The organism is Thalassospira profundimaris, assembly GCF_003326795.1.
Classification (GTDB): domain Bacteria; phylum Pseudomonadota; class Alphaproteobacteria; order Rhodospirillales; family Thalassospiraceae; genus Thalassospira; species Thalassospira profundimaris_C.
The window spans coordinates 56,676-75,412 of the sequence record NZ_JPWI01000005.1; the positions used below are offsets into that span (position 1 = coordinate 56,676).

The following is an 18,737-nucleotide window of genomic DNA, read 5'->3' on the forward strand; positions in this document are numbered from 1 at the left end:
TCCGTTTGGTTGCAGGCCGGTATTCACCGATCAGAGTCTCGCCCAAGCCCTGATTTCTCACATTTGGCGCTTAATCGGTATAGCTATACCTATTTAGCGCGCGTTTGTATATGGTACATATGGATCAAAATCGTTAAAGTCGGTCAAAATCCGCTGCACCAATCACGCGTGCGCCGCAACATACACCGCCTTTGTGTAGATGAGCAATCCAATTACAGATTTTGATGTAAATAATCTCGATCCGTTTCAGGCATTGGTCTGGCAATATGAAATGGGTGTGGACGAAGCAATTGCAGACGAGCCACTCGACCGTTTCAAGGCTTCTGAAAGCCTGAGCCGGAATGCTGCGAACCGGCCCGGATTCGCCCCGCAACCGCAATCGGCAGCCCGTCCCGGGGCGACGTCTGTGGCGCGACCATCTGCGCTTGGCGCTGGTGGTCCGGCTCCGATGCCACAAGGCGCTGATGGCGGGTTTCTGCTTTCAGATACACCGCACGAAGCCCGTCAGTCGGCCCGTGATGCGGCCGCAGCCGCCACCAGTCTTGATGAACTCAAAGACGCCATCGAGAAGTTCGAAGGCTGCGCGCTTAAAAAATCTGCAAGCAACACTGTCTTTGGGACCGGGAATGTCGAAGCCAAGCTGGTTCTGGTTGGCGAAGCCCCGGGTGCGGAGGAGGACCGGCAGGGACTGCCGTTTGTTGGTCCCAGCGGCAAGCTGCTTGATGCGATGTTGCGGTCCATCGGACTTGCGCGCGAAGAAGTCTATATCACCAATATCCTGCCCTGGCGCCCGCCGGGGAACCGGCAGCCGACCACGGCCGAGGTTGCAGTGTGCGAACCGTTTGTGCGCCGTCATCTTGAACTGATCGGCCCAAAGGTCGTCGTATGTCTGGGCGGAAGTTCTGCCAAAACCCTGATGGAAGAAGATCGAGGGATCACGCGTTTGCGTGGCACATGGAAGGAACTGGTCTTTGCCGACGGGGCCAGGGCCGATCTGACCGCAATGTTCCATCCGGCATATTTGCTGCGAACCCCCGAACAAAAGCGCCTTGCATGGCGTGACTTGCGGGCCGTTGCACAGAAGCTTTAAGGAATTGGCGATAAATAGGGCGTACGCATGGGAGATATGCGTCTGTCTGATCGGGTGAAATGGGATCTCGCCAAGTAATTGATTCCAGATAAATGATTTCGCGGTTTGGGCGTTTGCTGCTATAAAAGGCGCCGTTGCACCGGGGGGAACACCGCAGGCAACGGGTTGCGAGACCAAGCTGCTTCGGGATAAACACGCGGCTTTGAAGCAAAGCCTCGTTGGGGATACTGAATTTGATCGAAGCAATAAGAACAAGCCTGCCGGGTGTGAAAACCACACTAAGACAGGGCCTCTTAGTCGCTATGTTCGGGGTCATGACCTTCATGGCAGCTCCGTCACCTGCTGTCGCGGACACGCAGGAACAGGCTGCTTTGGGTAATCCCGAACTGGACGATGCATTATCGGTCCTTGTTCCCAAGCCGCTTTCAGATCGTGATGCCGAGCTTTATGAACAGATTTTTGCTGTTCAGGAACAGGGCCGCTGGAAAGATGCCGACCGGCTGATTTCGCGCCTTTCGGATGATGTGCTGATGGGCCATGTTCTGGCACAGCGTTATTTGCATCCGACGGCATATCGGTCACGTTACAAAGAACTCAAGGACTGGCTTGCGAGCTATGCCGACCTGCCTCAGGCGCCGCGCATCTATAAACTTGCGCTGACACGCCGCGGGTCTGCGAACTATCCGAAAAAGCCGGTCGGAAGCTATGTTTCGGGTGCCGGATATGATTATGAAAATATCTCGCCCTATTATCACAAATCGACCAAACAGCTTTCCGCAGCACAACGTTCGCGTCTGTCGACGCTCAAGAACCGTATTCGTCACCGGATCGGTAATGGCTGGCCCAGCGGGGCGCTAGAGGTTCTTGAAAGCCTTGAAGCAAAGCGTCTGTTTGATGCCTATGAACAGGATCAGGCGCGCGCATCCATTGCGTCGGGCTATTATTATTTCGGCAAGCCCGATCTTGCGCTGAAATATGCCAGCGAAGCAGCTAAGCGGTCGGGTAAATATCTGCCACAGGCGCATTGGACCGCAGGTCTGACCGCATGGCGACTTGGCAAGATGGACACCGCGCACAAGCATTTTGCCGCCCTTAGCACCAATAAATATGCATCAAGCTGGACCCGCACGGCTGGCGCGTTCTGGGCTGCGCGCATTGATCTGGCCGCCGGGCATTTCGAAGATGCCGAGAAGATGCTTAATCGCGCCGCCGAATATCCGCGATCCTTCTATGGTCAGCTTGCCATGCGTGCACTTGGTCGCGATGACGTGTTTGACTGGGACAGTCTTGAGCTTGACGAAAACCGTGCAAACAAGTTGAAACTTGATCCGCATGGTCGCCGTGCTTTGGCCCTTCTTCAGGTCGGTCAGCGCGACGAGGCCGAACGCGAACTTCGCAAGGCCGCAGCCAAGGATGATGATGCCCTGCGCCGTGCGGTGCTGGCACTGACCGATACGGCGAATTTCGCATCCCTGACCATGCGTCTTGGCAGTTATATCGCGCAGAAAACCGGTGATGTTTTTGTAAACGCCCTTTATCCGGTCCCGCCATGGGAGCCCGAAGGCGGGTATGAAGTCGACCGTGCGCTGATTTATGCCTTCATGCGTCAGGAATCAGGCTTTAATACCGATGCGCGTAGCCATGCCGGTGCGCGTGGTTTGATGCAGCTGATGCCGGCAACAGCAAGCTATATCGGCAATACCCGCTATCGCGGTGCCAAACGTGCCGAGCTGTATGAACCGGAAATCAATCTGTCGCTTGGTCAGAAATATGTTGATCATTTGCTTGAACAGAACGGTGTCGATAACGGTTTCTTGCAGTTGATGGCGGCCTATAATGGCGGGATTGGCAATCTTGGGCGCTGGCAAAAGGCGCTTAAGGACAATGTCGATCCGCTCTATTTCATCGAAAGCATTCCGTCGCGTGAAACCCGGCTGTTTATCGAGCGCGTGATGGCCAATCTCTGGATGTACCGGTCGCGCTTTGGTCAGGAAGCGCCGTCACTTGATCTTCTGGCTGCGGGGCAGTGGCCAACTTACCAGCCGCAGGACGATCTTGGCGACAGCGGTCTGACGGTCGAGCGTTAAGTACCAGAAACATCTGATGACAGACAAAAACGTCGACAAACAGAACAGGGACCGTAACCCGGATCAGGGGACGGTCCTTGATCGTATCAAGATGCCGCCAATGAGCGGCGAGGAAGCCTTGCGGCGCTTTAACGAAACCAGTGCGGCGTCTGATGGCAATGCTGTTGGCAAGGGTGGTTCAAACCAGAGCGATCTGGCTCAGCTTCACCCGATCATGAAGCTTGTCGCACTTGGTGGCACCTTATTGATGATCACAGCCATCCTGCTTGGGGTGCTGTATCTGTTCGGTGCGTGATTTACGTTGTTTACTGGGCGGATTTACTGGGCGTCGGTACGCGCATCTGAAAGTGCCTGAAGAGCCTTGATCTCGCTTTCTGTGGCGTTGCCCAGCGGATCGTCCTTTGGCAAGTCGCGATAAAGATCGCGCAGGACATTCAATGCTTGTGACGGTTTGTCGCTTTGTTTCAGCATGATACCGTAATAATAGCGCGCCAGAAGATGGTTGGGCATCTGACCCAAAGCATGCAACACCAGATCGCGCGACGTGCTGTCTATCTGGCCGTTTTGCGCGGTAATACGGGTGTCGGCATATTCAATTGCCAATAACGGGTTGTGCCCTGAAAGGGCATAGGCCTGTGCAAAGGCGGCAACGGCCCGTTCGATATTGCCAAGCCGCAAGGAGCCGCGCGCCAGTGCCACCCAGCCCTGAAGGTTGCGTGGATTGACCTCAAGCGACAGCACGATCTGATTAAGCAGGCGCTGGATTTGCTGGTCTGTCTTGTAATTCGGATTGGTGACATTGCCCGCAACTGCGGCTGCTGCGGCAAGGTTACGCTCGCCTGCACGTTCGGCATAGGGTTTCGCGGGTAATGTCGGATTGCCAATAACAATATAAACACCAAACGCAATCACTACCGGAATGACGGAAAGTCCCATCCGGCGCGGGGAAAATACTTTGCCATTATAGCCGGGCAGGCTGACATAAATGACAGCCGCACCAAAAAGCGCCAATGCAGACAAACCAACCCAGATCAACGCAGACCTCCGTCCGGGTGGTGTTTATGCATCGAGATAATCGCGGACATCAGGCGCGCCCGTCATCTTTTGAAGTGCCAAGAATTTCATCAAGGCGGGCCTGTTCATCACGCGACAGGGATGTCGTTGTTGCTGCTGCTTCGCGTTGCTTGCGTCGGTAAAACGCAAAGACGGCAAGCAGGGCCAGAATTGCCAAAACTGCCGGGCTGGCCCACAGAATGTAGGTTTCCGGTTTCAGGGGCGGGTTCAAAAGAACATAGTCGCCATAGCGTGCAACAATGTAGTCAATGGCTTCTGCGTTTGTGTCCCCTGCAATCAGGCGTTCACGAACCAGCACGCGCAGGTCGCGGGCCAGTTCGGCATCGGAATCATCAATCGACTGGTTCTGACAGACAAGGCAACGCAGTTCCTGGCTGATATCGCGGGCACGTTTTTCCAGAACCGGATTGGACAGCATCTCGTCAGGGTTCACTGCCCATGCAGGATTTCCCGCCAGAAGCGGCATGATGACGCCAAGGGTGCCAATCAGTGTCAGAAGACGTCGGGTCATCCTTTTAACTCCGCAATTTTGGGCAGAAGTACATTCTCAAGCACATCTACCGTAACCGGACCGACATGCTTGTATCTGATTTGACCGGTGCCATCGATGATGAAGGTTTCAGGCACACCGTAAACCCCGAAATCAATACCGGTACGGCCGGACAGATCCATGCCGACAGCAGTATAGGGATCCCCAAGTTCGGCCAGCCATTTGACACCGTCCTGGGGATCTTTTTCCTTGTAGTTCAGGCCAAAGACCGGAATATCGGCTTCGCGCGAAAGGCGCTTGATCAACGGGTGTTCTGCACGGCAGGGCACACACCAGCTGGCAAAGACATTGAGAACCGAAACCTGACCTTTGGTGAGATCAGCCTTGGACAGGCCCTTGTCGCGTCCGGGAAGCGGCGGCAAAGAGAAATCCGGTGCCGGTTTATCGATCAAAACCGATGGCACAACCGATGAATCCTTGTCGATATTCATCAAAAACACCCCGGCCAGGGCCGCAAACAGAACCAGCGGGATCACAGCAAGCGAAAATCTCATGAAGCGGAAACTCCGTTCTTCTGAAAGCGCAGGAATATGCGTGTAACGATACTGATGGCTCCGCCCGTCAGCATCAATATCATGCCTGCCCATACCCATGTCATCATTGGCAGGAAGCGGACCGAGACGACCCGTCCGCCATCATCGGCGCGATCGCCGACAGAAACGTGCAAGTCCCCGTCACGACCATGCCAGATACCCGCTTCACGGGTTTCAACGCCGCGGATCGGATAATAACGAATTTCCGGATAGAGCTCGGTAACAGGAAGGGCATGACGATAGAGAATGAATTTTGCCTGCCGGGTGGCATAGTTTTCACCAGCCAGCAGAGACACACCTTCATATTGAAGGTTGTAGGGGCCAGCCTGGATGCTTTGACCGGCGCGCGCAGACACAACAATCTGTTCTTCCCAGATGCTGCTTGCAGCCCCGCCAGCCAGCATGACGGCCAGACCAATATGGGCAAGGGTCATGCTCAGATAACGCGGCCCCAGAAGCTGAAGGTTTCGGTATTTGCTTTCACCGTGATCGGGCTGTCGCCACAGGCGCGCCCAAAGGTCGCTAAGCGATGCGGTCAAAATCCAGCCCGCCAGTCCGATGCCGATCAGCGGGGCCGGTGAAAGGTCAATAAAGCGGATCGACACAAACAGAAAAATGATCAGTGACAGGATGGCGGCAAGCTTCATGCGCCGACCGATCAGCCATACTTCATCCTGACGCCAGCGCAATGTCGGGGCAAAGCCCATCAGTAACAATAGCGGGACTGTCATCGGAACCAGAACTTCAACATAGAAAGGTCCGCCGACTGTAATGTTTTCACCGCCAAGCCAGCGTAATACCAGCGGATAGATGGTCCCAATCAGAACCACTGCAGCAATCAGCGCAAGAATGACACTGTTAAGGAACATGCTGCTTTCGCGCGAAATCGGCTCGAAGGGTCTTGGTTCACCCAGATTGTCGCTGCGTTGCCAGAACAGATAATATGATCCGGCAAAGACCACACAGAACCCGATCAGAAGGGTCATGCTGTCGCCGGATTTCATCAGGGTTTCGGTAAGCGGACCAAACAGGTCCGAGCGGGTCAGATAAACACCGAACCAGCCAACGGCGAGTGCCGAAAGTCCAAGAAATGCCGTCCAGCCCTTAAGCGTTTCGGTTTTTTCAAGCACAGCCCGGCAATGCACAAGAGCCGTGGTCAAAAGCCAGGGCAACAGCAAGCTGTTCTCTGCCGTATCCCAATACCACCAGTTCCCCCATGCCTGCTGGCTATAGGATCGATAGGCATTGATCGCAATGGCAGTTCCAAGCGAAACCCAGGACATAATTGTCCAGAAGCGCATGGTTTCGGCGATACGGCGATCAAACTTTTTGTCAAGCAGGCCCGAGATGGTCAGGGCATAAATTACGGCCAGTCCGGCAAGGCCAAGATACAGGAACGGTTCGCGCAGAACCCGCAACACATCCTGATTTTGCGGATTCATGCCACGTCCATCAAGCGGGGCAACAGCCATCCGCAAAAACGGGTCGGCATCAATCAGTGTTGCGAGCCCCAGGACGGCAATCAACAGACCAAGAACAGACAGGGCATTGTGATACAGCGATCCGTCATCGTCTTGGGCATAGGATGATTTTTCCGGGGTAAAAAGCTGAATGGCAAGAACCACATTGACCAGCGATACCGCCAACAACCAAAGCACCATCGCCCCGCCATCAGGGGTAAAGGCGGCTCCGATGCGGAACAATAATGGCGTGGATGAATGGCTTACATCCGCAACAATCGGCAGGCTGAAGTCGCTAACAATGAAAGCATGCAGAAGACCTGCCTCGGCGATGATTGCCAGCACCAGAATACCGAGTGGCAGAATCAGATACGGGCTGGTCTGGCGAGGAAGATCTTGCGTGGGGAGCCTGACGGACATATTGCCCGGACCATCCGAAAACGGACCGGGGGAACCGCCTGCAAGCACAGTTGCCGGTCCCAGCAAGGAGGACCGTATAGACGAGCGCAGCCAAAGCGGGCTGCACAGCACAGCCTGACCGAAGCCTGTCACCACAATCAGGAGCAGGGCAAAATGTCCGAACTCTGCAAGCATCTCCGTCTAAGGCTTCCCCGATCTGATCCCCGAAGACATATCTGACGGTGTGACGGGACACCTACAACACAGTTACGTCAAAACCGGGTTTTTCTTACGCGTTTGATTGGACTTTATCGCGATAGAATGTGGCTTAATTGCGCATTTGTTCCGCGTTTTTTTGTTCGATTTCTTCCCAATGGCCGCTTTTCTTAAGGGATTCGGCGACTTCGGGCGGCATGTAGTTTTCATCATGCTTTGCAAGAACTTCGGATGCAACAAAAGTACCGTTTCCGTTCATATGGCCTTCAGCGACCACACCCTGACCTTCACGGAACAGATCAGGCAGAATACCGCTATAGGCAATCGGAACAGATTGGGCCATATCAGTCACGACAAAGGCGATGGTCTTGCCATCTTCAAGCTTTGCGACCGATCCTTCGACGACCAGTCCGCCAATGCGCAGACGCTGATCCGGATCAATAGGGGACTTCTCAACAATTTCGGTAGGGCTGAAGAAGAAGACAACCGAATCCTCGAACGCGGTCAGGATCAATGCCGCCGCACCGGCAACTGCCAGAAGAACAGCGCCGATAATATACATGCGTTGGCGTTTACGGGCTTTTGCGCGGGAAAGTGACACAATAGTTCTCCGGTCAGGATGCCTTTGGGGCTTTCTTGGTTCTGCGGGGACGACGTGCCTGCAGAACAGTTTCAAGCTGGTCGCGTTCGATGCGGCTGTTACGCAAACTGCGCAAGGTCGCCAGCAACAGGGCAATCATGGCAATTGCCGTTATGGCGTAGCTGCCCCAGATATAGCTGCCATATCCGCCCATTGAGAAGAACTCACTCATTGGCTGGCCTCCGCATTGTGACCCGCATCATAGCTGTTGGCTTTTTCAGCTTCCTGATCGGATCGTTCGTCAAACATGCCAGAAAGCTGCAAGGCGCGAATGCGACGTTCATTAAGCTCAAGACGCACCCGCAAAATCAGCAGCACAAAATAATAACAGGTGAACCCGAGGATCATCAGAGCAAGCGGCAATTGCATGCTCGGATCAACGCTCGGGCCATCCATCCGGACGATGGATGCCGGTTGATGCAGGGTGTTCCACCAGTCGACCGAAAACTTGACGATCGGGACATTGATGGCACCAACCAGTGCAAGTGCCGATCCGGCCTTTGATCCGCGTTCGGGATCATCAAATGCATTCACCAGCGCGATATAGCCAAGATACAGGAACAGCAGGATCAGCATCGAGGTCAGGCGTGCATCCCATACCCACCATGTGCCCCACATCGGTTCGCCCCACAAAGATCCGGTGATCAGGCAAAGTGCGGTAAAGGTCGCACCGATCGGAGCCGTGGCGCGCGCGCAGATGTCAGCAAGCGGATGCTTCCAGATCAGGCTCATTGCACCGCAAATTGCCATGCCGACATAGCAGAACAAACCCATCCAGGCGGCAGGGACATGTAAATACATGATCCGCACGGTGTCGCCTTGCTGATAGTCAAGTGGTGACGCAAAAAGCGCGAAATAAAGCCCGGTTGCAATCAGAATCGCTGTTGCACCGGCCAACCATGGCAGGAGCGGGTCGGTCAGCTTCAGAAACACACTTGGTTTGGCAAAACGATGCATATTCTTCTGTCCGTTATTCCATTGCCTGACGCACCGCATGTGCGGTGGCAAACGGGGTGGCCGCCAATGTGATCAGCAAAATGGCACCCATTATTTGTAACTGTGCGGTTGCTGAAATACCCAGCAAGGCCGCCTCAACTGCGCCGGCTCCGAAAATCAGAACCGGAATATACAGGGGGAGTACCAGTAATGAAACAAGTACACCGCCACGTCGCGCGCCAAGAATAAGGGCCGCGCCAATTGCCCCGATCAGGCTCAATGCCGGGGTACCCAGCAACATGGCAATCATCAGCGTGACAAATCCGTTCTGGTCCATATTGAGCATCACCGCCATCAAGGGGGCAGCAATGATCAATGGCAACCCGGTGGTCAGCCAGTGTGCGAGCACCTTGCCCAAGACCAGCAATTCAAGCGAGACCGGCGACAGGGTCAAAAGTTCAAGCGTGCCGTCTTCGTAATCTGTCTGAAAAACCCGTTCGAGTGACAGCATGGCCGCAAGCAATGCCGAAACCCAGATAACCCCCGATGCAATACGTGCCAGAATGTTGGCCTCGGGGCCGACACCGAATGGAAACAGGGTTGTCGTGACGATAAAGAATGCCACAACCATGACCGAATCAGCCCCCTGACGCAGGGCAAGCCGCAGATCGCGTTGCAATATGGCAAGGAAGCCGTTCATTGGGCGGCCTCCTGTGCCGGATCAGGGCCAAGATCATCAAACTCGGAATGTTCCATCAGCCATTCGACCATCGGGATCGCAAATTTATCCAGATCAAGAATAACCGGATTGTCGACTTCCAGATCAATATGGGTCGAATAAATCACGATACCGCCAGAAGACCTGAAATCGGCGATCATGCGCGAAACCTCGCCACAGCTTTCACGGTCAAGCCCGACTGTGGGTTCGTCCAGCAGCCAAAGGTCACTTTGACCAATCAGAATGCGGGCAAGGGCGGTGCGGCGTTTCTGACCGCTTGAAAGATAGCGTCCTGATACCCGGGAAAGATGATGGATATCAAGCACATCAAGGGCTGTATCAATTTCCTGTTCAAGGTTTTTGACACCGCGCAATTGCCCCCAAAGACGCAAATTGTCGCGTACCGACAGAACCGGTTTGACGGCATCCTGATGTCCCAGATATTGCAACCGGGCCTGATGGGCGATCCGGTCATCGGCGATGTTTTCATCGTCCCAGCAAATCTGACCGGAACGGGGGGACAGAAGACCCGCCATAACACGCAGCAGACTTGATTTCCCGGCACCGTTTCGACCACGCAGCATGATTGCGTCACCGGATTGGGCGGCAAATGAAACGCCACCAAATACAAGCCGCTCGCCACGCAGGCAGGTCAAGTCAGAACCGCTAAAATTTGCCATGTAACCCGTTCAATAACCATACGCTCAGCCTTGTTGGAAATATTCTATAACGTCTTAAGGCCGATGATCCATTCTTTAACCGATATCGATTGCGGTGGCTTTGCTTCAAGTCAATCCAAACTAGCCATCAGCCGATATGCGATCCGTGCCATGGACATACCAGGTGCTCGGTTTCCAACAAATGAACCGGATTTAGGTGATTGGGTGGTTGGGTAGGATACGAAGGGGTTAAAACCGGACGACAGAGGCGGCGATAATCGGTCCACCCCGACCATTCTGGATCAGAACCGCGATGCCACCGTCATAGGCGGTGGTCATGGTGAACGGGATGTTTTTTTCTGTTCCGTCCCAGGGGCCAAGATCAATCATTTCTCGAACGACATTGGCATGAACCAGCCGTTTCCCCGCATTCTCGCCCGACAGGACATCACGCTGATGTTCACGGTCATAGCCGATGAGCCAAATACGATTGGCCTGTTGAGCGCCAGATTTGCCAACAGCTTTAAGGGTGATCGCACCTTGGGCCGGTTGACCGTGATTTTCGGAAGTCAGCGAGATTTCCGAAATATCTTTCAGGGGCGCAACGGTTTTGCTGGTCGACTCGATACTGCGTTTTGCGGTCGCCCGAACCACGGTATCGCCATTGATAATGACCTGCGGGGTATAGACGTAACGTTCGCGCATGCGATTGGCATAGTCGCGTTGCCGGTCACTGTAACGTGCATCTGAAAACGGATCGGTCCATCCCAGATAGTTCCAGTAATCGATATGATATGACAGCACAAGAAGGGTACTATCTTCCTGATTCAGCTCGTAAAGAACGCGATCAGCCGGCGGGCAGGAATTGCATCCCTGCGAGGTGTAAAGTTCCACCACGGCACGCGGCATGACGCTTTGGGATGCATGAATATCACCAGAAACCAGCATCATCGTGCAAAAAAGGGCGGTTATGAGGGGACGAGAATGTTTCATGCCTGTCATAATGCCTGAAAACACCCATCAACCCCTAATCACAAGGCCTTGAGAGTGCAGAGATCGGCAAAAGGGCGGATTTTTGCGCTTTTTTACCAAATTTCGAAATGAGATTTCCAAAGATTGGTGTTAAGAGCTGCGGACCAATCAGAACCATTCCACGGATCTGATGGCATCGTGAGGGACGTCTTGAACCTTTGCGTTAAAGGCAAAAATGAGGAACTGGCACGTTGGCGGGAGCAGAATTCCAACGAGGCCGGTCGACAAAGAGGTTTGCAGGTTAATGATGAAACGTGAACACTGGGGCTCGCGCCTCGGATTTATTCTGGCGGCTGCGGGGTCGGCTGTCGGGCTTGGGAACATCTGGAAGTTCCCCTATATGGCTGGCGAGAATGGCGGTGGCGCCTTCCTGATCATCTATCTCGCGCTGGTCTTTACCATCGGGATTTCGGTCATGCTGGCCGAATTCGTGATCGGTCGAATGTCGGAAAAGAATGCGATTGGCGCATTTGCGAAGCTTAAAGGCGGGCTTTGGCCCGTTGTCGGCTTCTTTGGTGTGGCTGCTGCCTTTATTATTCTTTCCTTCTACAGCGTGGTTGCCGGCTGGACGATTTCCTACATGATCAAATCGCTTTCGGGTGCTTTGGCGATCGAAGATCCGGCTGCGTTGGGGAATATTTTCGGGGACTTCATCTCCGATCCGGTTTCACCGCTGATCTATCATGCAATCTTCATGGCACTTACGGTTCTTGTGGTGCTGGCAGGTGTCGGTTCCGGGATCGAACGAGCTTCCAAAATCCTGATGCCTGCGCTGTTTGCGCTGTTGATCATACTGATCATTCGTTCGGTGACCTTGCCTGGCGGTGAAGAAGGTGTTGCCTTCCTGTTGGCGCCTGATTTCTCGAAAGTGACCTGGAATACGGTTTCCGATGCACTTTCGCAGGCCTTCTTCTCGCTCTCGCTGGGGATGGGTGCGATGATCACCTATGGCTCGTATCTGTCGAAAAAGGAAAATATTGCAAGTTCGGCGGGTTGGGTCACCTTGCTTGATACGGCGGTTGCCGTGATGGCCGGTCTGTTGATCCTGCCAGCGGTATTTGCGTTCGGCTTTGATCCGAGTGCCGGTCCCGGCCTGACCTTCATCACGCTTCCGGCGGTGTTTGCGCATATGCCGATGGGCTCGGTCTTTGCCTTTATGTTCTTCCTGCTGCTGGCGATTGCGGCCCTGACATCGGCGGTGTCGATCCTTGAAGTGGTCGTGGCCTATTTCGTTGATGATCGTGGTGTCAGCCGCAAGACTGCGGCCATTGTGATTGGCGTGATCATCTTTGCACTTGGTATTCCATCATCGCTGTCACTTGGTGTGATGTCTGATGTCACCTTCTTTGGCAAAAGCTTCTTTGATCTGATGGACTTTATCAGCTCAAACCTGCTGCTGCCGATTGGTGGTCTGTTCATTTCGCTGTTTGTCGGCTGGGTGATCTGGGGCAAAGCCAAGGAAGAGATTGCTGCCCACAACGGTATTGTTCCAGCATGGATCAGCGCCTGGGGGTTGATCGTCAAATTCGTGGCACCGGTCGCAATTGCTTTCATCCTGCTCAAGGGGCTTGGTACCTTTTAAGCAGGGTTGACGCAAAGACCAGAATCCAAAGGGCGGGAATTTCCCCGCCCTTTGTGCTTTTATGATGCATGAGATCAGACTGCTGATGTGTTGGCCAGTTTCGAGATGTCTGCGGCCGACATCGGACGGCCAAGCAGATAGCCTTGCAAAATATCACATCCAGCTTCGCGCAGAACATCAAGCTGACGGTCATTTTCGACCCCCTCGGCAATACAGGTTTTGCCAAGGTTGCGGGCCATATTGATGATGGTAATGGCCAATGTCTGGCCTTCTTCGCCCTGATCAATATCGGTCACAAAGCTTCGATCAAGCTTGATGATATCGAACGGCAATGTGCGCAGATAACTCAGACTGGAAAAACCGGTTCCGAAGTCATCAAGTGAAATGCGAATGCCAAGATCGCGAACACGCTGCAGTTTGGCACGCATGTCTTCGATATTGCGCATGAACAGGCTTTCGGTGACTTCAATCTCAAGCCGGTCGGCCGAAAGTCCCTTATCGACCAGAATGGCACGAAGTTGTTCGGCAAGATCAACCGTCCCATAAAACTGCTGGACCGAAACATTCACTGCCAGACGCAAGTTATGCAGGCCTTCCTTGCGCCAGTCGACCAGTTGGCGGCAGGCCGTGCGCATGACCCAGCGCCCGAGTTCACCAATAACCCCGATCTCTTCGGCAACCGGAATGAAGGTTGAGGGTGGAATGATTTCACCGCTGGCTGTGGTCCATCTTGTCAATGCCTCGACCCCGCAAAGGGCACCGGTTTTGGCGTCAAATTGTGGCTGGTAGGCCAGATGCAGTTCATTGTTATCAAGTGCACGGCGAAGTGCGGTTTCAAGTGCCAGATCGGCACCCTTTTGACTTTGCATCGACACGCTGTAACGACCAACGCGGTTACGACCCTGTTCTTTGGCCTGCAACATGGCAAGTTCAACACAGCGCAACAGGTTGCTGGTGTCGTTTGCATCCTTCGGGAAAGAAGCGACCCCGATGCTTGCCGACAGATAAAGGTCATCGCCCCTGCTTGTCAGATGTGGCTCGCCAAGGCGAACAAGCAGGCGTTCGGCAAGGTTAAGGGCCTCTTGCTCGGTTTTGATGTCCGGCAGGATCGCAGCATATTCATCTGCCCCAACGCGTGCCATAACCGCGTCATGGCCAAGCTCGCGGCTGACGCGTCTGGAAACTTCGACCAGAACGTCATCACCGGTATTGTGACCCAGCGCGTTATTGACGCGCTGAAAGTTATCGATATCAAGCATCATCACGGTCAGGGAGCGATTGTTCTGGCGTGCACGACCAACATGCAGGGACAGTAGCTCCGAAAACCGCCGACGATTGGGCATCCCGGTTAGCTCATCGGTAAAGGCCATGCGCAGGATGTCTTCGCGGTTCTTTTCCCGTTCACTGATATCGGTGAATATGGATGCGTAATGACTGATGGTGCCGTCGCTGTCACGGATGGCCATGATTGTCAGCCATTCGGGGAAAACTTCCCCCGATTTGCGACGGTTCCAGATTTCGCCTTCCCATTTTCCGGTTTGCGAGAGATCTTCCCACATTTTGGCGTAGAATTCCGGGCTTTGCCGACCTGATTGCAGAATGCTTGGATTCTTGCCAATCACTTCGTCAGCCTGATAGCCGGTAATCCGGGTGAAAGCGGGATTGACCGCCTCGATTTCGGCGCGTGCGTTGCAAACCATCACACAATCGGGGGAGTTTTCAATCAGCTTGCGGGCAAGGGCAAGTGACTGGCGCGCCTTGATCAGTTCGCTGGTGCTGTCGTCATTGATGTTGTTGAGATAAACCAGATAGTCCTGTTCGATGAATTCCAGGAGATCGGCAAAGGACAGGACCCCGATGATTTCCTTGTGACGGTTTTTCACAACAAGATGGCGGATATTATTGCGCAGCATGATTGTGCGCGCGTCGTTCAGATTGACATCACCGTTTATCATCCTGACCGGACGGGTGGCGATTTCGCCTGCGGTCAGATTGTCATTATCTTCGGCCAATGCGCGCAGGATATCGCGTTCGGTTATAATTCCGGTTTGCAATTCGACCGGCAAATCTGCGGCAAAGCCGGTGATAATGGCGCTATCGCGCTTTTCTTCATGCATGCGCCGGCGCAGATCGGTGATCGGCATTCTGGCATCGACAAAGATCGTTGACTGGCGAAGGGCATCGGCAACGTCATTTGCGCTAAAGGGCTTTTTGTTGCTGATCTGGCGGATCAGATCCGTGCGGCTGATGATGCCGACCAGACAATCATTTTCATCTACGGTGACCAGATGGCGGACGTTGCGTTCACGCATTCGGGCGATGGCGGATTGGGGGCTTGCGTGAATGGAAACAGTGTGGACCGGATAAGACATATGCATTTCGACAGGCTGGGAAAGCACGGTTTTGCAATCCGCAGGGAGCGAGAGTAAATCGTATTCAGTAAGAATTCCGACCGGTTTGTTCGATTCTATCGCTATGATGGAACTGGTGTTGGCGTTGCGCATTTTGGAAATGGCTTGCGCAAGCGATGTTGCCGGACTGCAACTCAACACTGTCCCGGGCGATAACATACCGACCGTCAGACCAAAAGACCGATCTTCGGCTGGGGTGGGGCGTATCATTTGATCCTGCTCAGATGTCCTGTGCTCTCTTGTGTTGTGTTCAAAAGGCAATTCGAGTTGCTCCATGTCTAACAGATAACAATTGCCCGGGAATTGTTCTGGATCAAGGACACATGTGGGGATTGTTTAGAGTCATTAAAGAGCAACCTAAAATAAAACACCCCGCTGATCAGAGATCAGCGGGGTGCGTATCAGCTTGCGTCTGATTTACAAAGAAATCAGGCCGCTTTCATCATGTTACGCAGAACGAACTGCAAGATGCCGCCGTTCTGGTAGTAGAGAACTTCGTTCTCGGTATCGATACGGCAGGTCGCAACGAGTTCCTCGGTGCTGCCATCTTTGCGCGTGATGCGAACCGTAACGTCCTGAAGCGGGGTGATGCCATCACCGATGCCCAGTACGTCGAAGGTTTCAGAGCCATCAAGCTTATAGGTCTCGCGACCTTCACCGTTTTTGAACTGCAGCGGCAGGACGCCCATGCAGACCAGGTTGGTGCGGTGGATACGCTCGAAGCTTTCCGCGATCACAGCTTTGACGCCAAGAAGGTTGGTGCCTTTTGCTGCCCAGTCACGCGAAGAACCGGTGCCGTATTCTTTACCAGCGATGACAACCAGCGGGGTGCCTTCGGCCTGATAACGCATGGCAACGTCATAAACCCAGCCCTGTTCACCCGACGGGTAATGGACCGAGATGCCGCCTTCGGTGCCCGGTGCCATTTCGTTACGAATACGAATGTTGGCAAAGGTACCGCGCATCATGACTTCGTGGTTACCACGGCGTGCGCCATAGGAGTTGAAGTCACGAACGGAAACGCCATGCGCCTTGAGGTATTCACCTGCCGGGCTTTCTTCCTTGATCGAACCGGCCGGGGAAATGTGGTCGGTGGTAACAGAGTCACCAAGGATCAGGAGCGGACGTGCGCCGTGAACTTCTGAGAAGTCACCCGGCTCAGCGGCCATGTTGACGAAGTAAGGCGGGTTCTGGACGTAGGTCGACTTGCCATCCCACGCGAAGGTTTCGCCTTCGGTGATTTCGATGGCCTGCCAAGGCTTCGGACCAGCAAAGATGTTGTCATAACGATCTTTGTACATCGCAGCAGAAATCGACGACGCAATGGTGTCAGCAATTTCTTTGTTGCTCGGCCAGATGTCTTTCAGGAAGACGTCATTGCCATTCTTGTCGGTGCCAAGCGGATCGTTGTTCAGATCGACCTTCAGGTTACCGGCAAGTGCATAGGCAACAACCAGCGGCGGCGAGGCAAGGTAGTTTGCCTTGACCTGCGGGCTGATACGGCCTTCGAAGTTACGGTTACCCGACAGAACGGCGGTGACGAGCATGTCGTTACCGTCGATTGCATCGATGATCGGTGCTGCCAGCGGACCGGAGTTACCGATACAGGTGGTGCAACCGAAACCGGCAACGTTAAAGCCAAGCTGATCCAGGTAATCCTGAAGGCCTGCTTTTTCGAGATAGTCGGCAACAACGAGCGAACCCGGTGCAAGCGAGGTTTTCACCCACGGTTTGCTGGTCAGGCCAAGCTCGACAGCTTTCTTCGCCAGAAGACCTGCTGCAATCAGCACGCTCGGGTTCGAGGTGTTGGTGCAAGAGGTGATCGCAGCGATAACGACGTTACCGTCCTTCATTGCAAAGTTTTCGTTCGAAACTGCAACAGAACGATCCGCATCAACGCCCGGTGCCATTTCGGCAAAGGTACCATTGAAGCTCGAAACAGCGTCTTTAAGAAGAACACGGTCCTGCGGACGCTTCGGACCCGAAAGGGCCGGCTCGACGGTCGAGATGTCAAGCTCAAGCGTTGCAGTGTATTCGGCTTCATGTGCCGGATCACGCCACATGCCCTGTTCTTTGGCATATGCCTCGACCAGAGCAATCTGGTCTTCGTCACGACCGGTCGAACGCATGTAGTTCAGCGTTTCGTCATCGATCGGGAAGAAGCCACAGGTCGCACCATATTCCGGTGCCATGTTACCGATGGTCGCACGGTCCGGCAGGCTCATGTGGTCAAGGGCATCGCCATAGAATTCGACGAACTTGCCAACAACGCCTTTTTCACGCAGCATCTGAACGACACGCAGAACGAGGTCAGTTGCGGTGATGCCTTCTTTCATGGAGCCGGTCAGCTTGAAGCCGACGACTTCCGGGATCAGCATCGAGATCGGCTGGCCAAGCATTGCTGCTTCGGCTTCCAGACCACCAACACCCCAACCCAGAACAGCAAGGCCGTTAACCATGGTGGTGTGAGAATCGGTACCAACCAGGGTGTCCGGATACGCAACGGTTTTGCCGTCGTCGTCTTTGCCGGTCCAGACGACCTTGGCAAGATGTTCGACGTTAACCTGGTGGCAGATGCCAGCTCCCGGCGGGACGATGCGGAAATTGTTGAAAGCGTTCTGGCCCCAACGCAGGAAGCCATAACGTTCGCCGTTACGCTCGAACTCGACTTCCATGTTTTTGTCGAGTGCGTCGTCGGTACCAAAGAAGTCGATCATGACCGAGTGGTCAATGACAAGGTCAACCGGTGAAAGCGGGTTCACCTTCTGGGCGTCGCCACCCATCTTCACGACAGCGTCGCGCATTGCAGCAAGGTCAACAACGGCCGGAACGCCGGTGAAGTCCTGCATCAGAACGCGGGCCGGACGATAGTTGATCTCGTGGCTGCTCTTGTGCTCTTTGAGCCAGTCAATAACAGCTTTGACATCGTCGGTCTTAACGGTGAAATCATCTTCATAACGCAGAAGGTTCTCAAGAACGACTTTCAGCGTGAAGGGAAGTTTTGAAACGTCGCCGAATTTCTCGGAAGCAACTTTGAGGCTGTAATAGTCGACGGACTTGTCCCCGACTTTCAGCGTGCGGCGCGTTTTCAGGTTGTCTTTGCCACAAATGGACATCAGACCCTCCTCAAGGTGGTTAAAAGGGCTTGTCGTGACAAGACACCCCGACCGTCGGAGCGCCGAGCGGTGGGCTATCTGTGTTGCGTGACGCGGGTCACGGCTACATATGCATGTGCAACGGGGTTACACCACAAATCCCTGTGAAAGTCCAGACCCCGTGAAGGGGTATTAGATAAAACCCGCTGATCGCAGCATCTTGGCAAAGTACAACAAGCGTAGAAAAACCTTTGG

General features: G+C 54.1%; 16 protein-coding genes. 4 read left to right on the forward strand and 12 right to left on the reverse strand.

Going from position 1 to position 18,737, the window contains the following annotated elements:
• Window positions 1-199: 199 nt before the first annotated feature.
• From TH30_RS09440 to TH30_RS09450, 3 genes are all read left to right on the forward strand, one after another.
• Window positions 200-1,090: a uracil-DNA glycosylase gene (locus tag TH30_RS09440; RefSeq protein ID WP_114097849.1), complete on the forward strand. Its 891-nt coding sequence runs from the start codon at window positions 200-202 to the stop codon at window positions 1,088-1,090.
• A gap of 323 nt (window positions 1,091-1,413) precedes the next feature.
• Window positions 1,414-3,177: a lytic transglycosylase domain-containing protein gene (locus TH30_RS09445; RefSeq protein ID WP_258548675.1), complete on the forward strand. Its 1,764-nt coding sequence runs from the start codon at window positions 1,414-1,416 to the stop codon at window positions 3,175-3,177.
• A 16-nt stretch (window positions 3,178-3,193) separates the two neighbouring features.
• Complete coding sequence (locus TH30_RS09450; protein ID WP_114097851.1) at window positions 3,194-3,472, forward strand: hypothetical protein; 279 nt, start codon at window positions 3,194-3,196, stop codon at window positions 3,470-3,472.
• Between the two features lie 23 nt (window positions 3,473-3,495).
• Here TH30_RS09450 and TH30_RS09455 read toward each other — a convergent pair whose 3' ends face one another.
• From TH30_RS09455 to TH30_RS09500, 10 genes are all read right to left on the reverse strand, one after another.
• A complete protein-coding gene (locus tag TH30_RS09455; RefSeq protein ID WP_114097852.1) occupies window positions 3,496-4,212 on the reverse strand; it encodes a tetratricopeptide repeat protein in 717 nt (238 codons plus the stop codon).
• A gap of 49 nt (window positions 4,213-4,261) precedes the next feature.
• The gene (locus tag TH30_RS09460) at window positions 4,262-4,762 is read right to left on the reverse strand and encodes a cytochrome c-type biogenesis protein (protein WP_114097853.1); all 501 of its coding nucleotides are present in this window, start codon (window positions 4,760-4,762) and stop codon (window positions 4,262-4,264) included.
• A complete protein-coding gene (locus TH30_RS09465; protein ID WP_114097854.1) occupies window positions 4,759-5,295 on the reverse strand; it encodes a DsbE family thiol:disulfide interchange protein in 537 nt (178 codons plus the stop codon). The genes TH30_RS09460 and TH30_RS09465 overlap by 4 nt, the downstream gene beginning before the upstream one ends.
• Window positions 5,292-7,388: a heme lyase CcmF/NrfE family subunit gene (locus TH30_RS09470; RefSeq protein WP_114097855.1), complete on the reverse strand. Its 2,097-nt coding sequence runs from the start codon at window positions 7,386-7,388 to the stop codon at window positions 5,292-5,294. Before TH30_RS09470 ends, TH30_RS09465 begins: the two co-directional genes overlap by 4 nt.
• A 133-nt stretch (window positions 7,389-7,521) precedes the next feature.
• Complete coding sequence (ccmE, locus tag TH30_RS09475; RefSeq protein ID WP_114097856.1) at window positions 7,522-8,010, reverse strand: cytochrome c maturation protein CcmE; 489 nt, start codon at window positions 8,008-8,010, stop codon at window positions 7,522-7,524.
• Between the two features lie 13 nt (window positions 8,011-8,023).
• A complete protein-coding gene (gene ccmD / locus TH30_RS09480; protein WP_114097857.1) occupies window positions 8,024-8,221 on the reverse strand; it encodes a heme exporter protein CcmD in 198 nt (65 codons plus the stop codon).
• Window positions 8,218-9,006, reverse strand: coding sequence for a heme ABC transporter permease (locus TH30_RS09485; protein WP_114097858.1), 789 nt, complete (start codon window positions 9,004-9,006; stop codon window positions 8,218-8,220). Before TH30_RS09485 ends, ccmD begins: the two co-directional genes overlap by 4 nt.
• Before the next feature lie 13 nt (window positions 9,007-9,019).
• Window positions 9,020-9,685 carry a heme exporter protein CcmB gene (gene ccmB, locus TH30_RS09490; RefSeq protein WP_114097859.1) on the reverse strand — a complete coding sequence of 222 codons (666 nt, stop codon included), beginning with the start codon at window positions 9,683-9,685 and terminating at the stop codon, window positions 9,020-9,022.
• Entirely contained in the window at window positions 9,682-10,383 is a 702-nt protein-coding gene (gene ccmA / locus TH30_RS09495; protein WP_114097860.1) for a heme ABC exporter ATP-binding protein CcmA, read from the reverse strand. Before ccmA ends, ccmB begins: the two co-directional genes overlap by 4 nt.
• Window positions 10,384-10,611: 228 nt before the next feature.
• Window positions 10,612-11,355 (reverse strand): DUF1223 domain-containing protein, encoded by a 744-nt coding sequence (locus TH30_RS09500; RefSeq protein ID WP_258548676.1) that lies wholly within the window; start codon window positions 11,353-11,355, stop codon window positions 10,612-10,614.
• A gap of 283 nt (window positions 11,356-11,638) precedes the next feature.
• Between TH30_RS09500 and TH30_RS09505 the strand changes: the two genes are divergently transcribed.
• On the forward strand, window positions 11,639-12,976 hold the full coding sequence (locus tag TH30_RS09505) for a sodium-dependent transporter (RefSeq protein ID WP_114097861.1): 1,338 nt from the start codon (window positions 11,639-11,641) through the stop codon (window positions 12,974-12,976).
• Between the two features lie 74 nt (window positions 12,977-13,050).
• Here TH30_RS09505 and TH30_RS09510 read toward each other — a convergent pair whose 3' ends face one another.
• The gene (locus TH30_RS09510) at window positions 13,051-15,597 is read right to left on the reverse strand and encodes an EAL domain-containing protein (RefSeq protein WP_114097862.1); all 2,547 of its coding nucleotides are present in this window, start codon (window positions 15,595-15,597) and stop codon (window positions 13,051-13,053) included.
• A 218-nt stretch (window positions 15,598-15,815) separates the two neighbouring features.
• Window positions 15,816-18,503: an aconitate hydratase AcnA gene (acnA, locus tag TH30_RS09515; RefSeq protein ID WP_114097863.1), complete on the reverse strand. Its 2,688-nt coding sequence runs from the start codon at window positions 18,501-18,503 to the stop codon at window positions 15,816-15,818.
• Window positions 18,504-18,737 lie beyond the last annotated feature (234 nt).

What these genes read in the sequence shown, in the direction of transcription:
- TH30_RS09440 (WP_114097849.1), top strand. Translation starts at nt 200, where the DNA reads ATGAGCAATCCAATTACAGATTTTGATGTAAATAATCTCGATCCGTTT.
- TH30_RS09445 (WP_258548675.1), top strand. Translation starts at nt 1,414, where the DNA reads ATGGCAGCTCCGTCACCTGCTGTCGCGGACACGCAGGAACAGGCTGCT.
- TH30_RS09450 (WP_114097851.1), top strand. Translation starts at nt 3,194, where the DNA reads ATGACAGACAAAAACGTCGACAAACAGAACAGGGACCGTAACCCGGAT.
- TH30_RS09460 (WP_114097853.1), bottom strand. Translation starts at nt 4,762, where the DNA reads ATGACCCGACGTCTTCTGACACTGATTGGCACCCTTGGCGTCATCATG.
- TH30_RS09465 (WP_114097854.1), bottom strand. Translation starts at nt 5,295, where the DNA reads ATGAGATTTTCGCTTGCTGTGATCCCGCTGGTTCTGTTTGCGGCCCTG.
- TH30_RS09470 (WP_114097855.1), bottom strand. Translation starts at nt 7,388, where the DNA reads ATGCTTGCAGAGTTCGGACATTTTGCCCTGCTCCTGATTGTGGTGACA.
- ccmD (WP_114097857.1), bottom strand. Translation starts at nt 8,221, where the DNA reads ATGAGTGAGTTCTTCTCAATGGGCGGATATGGCAGCTATATCTGGGGC.
- TH30_RS09485 (WP_114097858.1), bottom strand. Translation starts at nt 9,006, where the DNA reads ATGCATCGTTTTGCCAAACCAAGTGTGTTTCTGAAGCTGACCGACCCG.
- ccmB (WP_114097859.1), bottom strand. Translation starts at nt 9,685, where the DNA reads ATGAACGGCTTCCTTGCCATATTGCAACGCGATCTGCGGCTTGCCCTG.
- ccmA (WP_114097860.1), bottom strand. Translation starts at nt 10,383, where the DNA reads ATGGCAAATTTTAGCGGTTCTGACTTGACCTGCCTGCGTGGCGAGCGG.
- TH30_RS09500 (WP_258548676.1), bottom strand. Translation starts at nt 11,355, where the DNA reads ATGAAACATTCTCGTCCCCTCATAACCGCCCTTTTTTGCACGATGATG.
- TH30_RS09505 (WP_114097861.1), top strand. Translation starts at nt 11,639, where the DNA reads ATGATGAAACGTGAACACTGGGGCTCGCGCCTCGGATTTATTCTGGCG.
- TH30_RS09510 (WP_114097862.1), bottom strand. Translation starts at nt 15,597, where the DNA reads ATGATACGCCCCACCCCAGCCGAAGATCGGTCTTTTGGTCTGACGGTC.
- acnA (WP_114097863.1), bottom strand. Translation starts at nt 18,503, where the DNA reads ATGTCCATTTGTGGCAAAGACAACCTGAAAACGCGCCGCACGCTGAAA.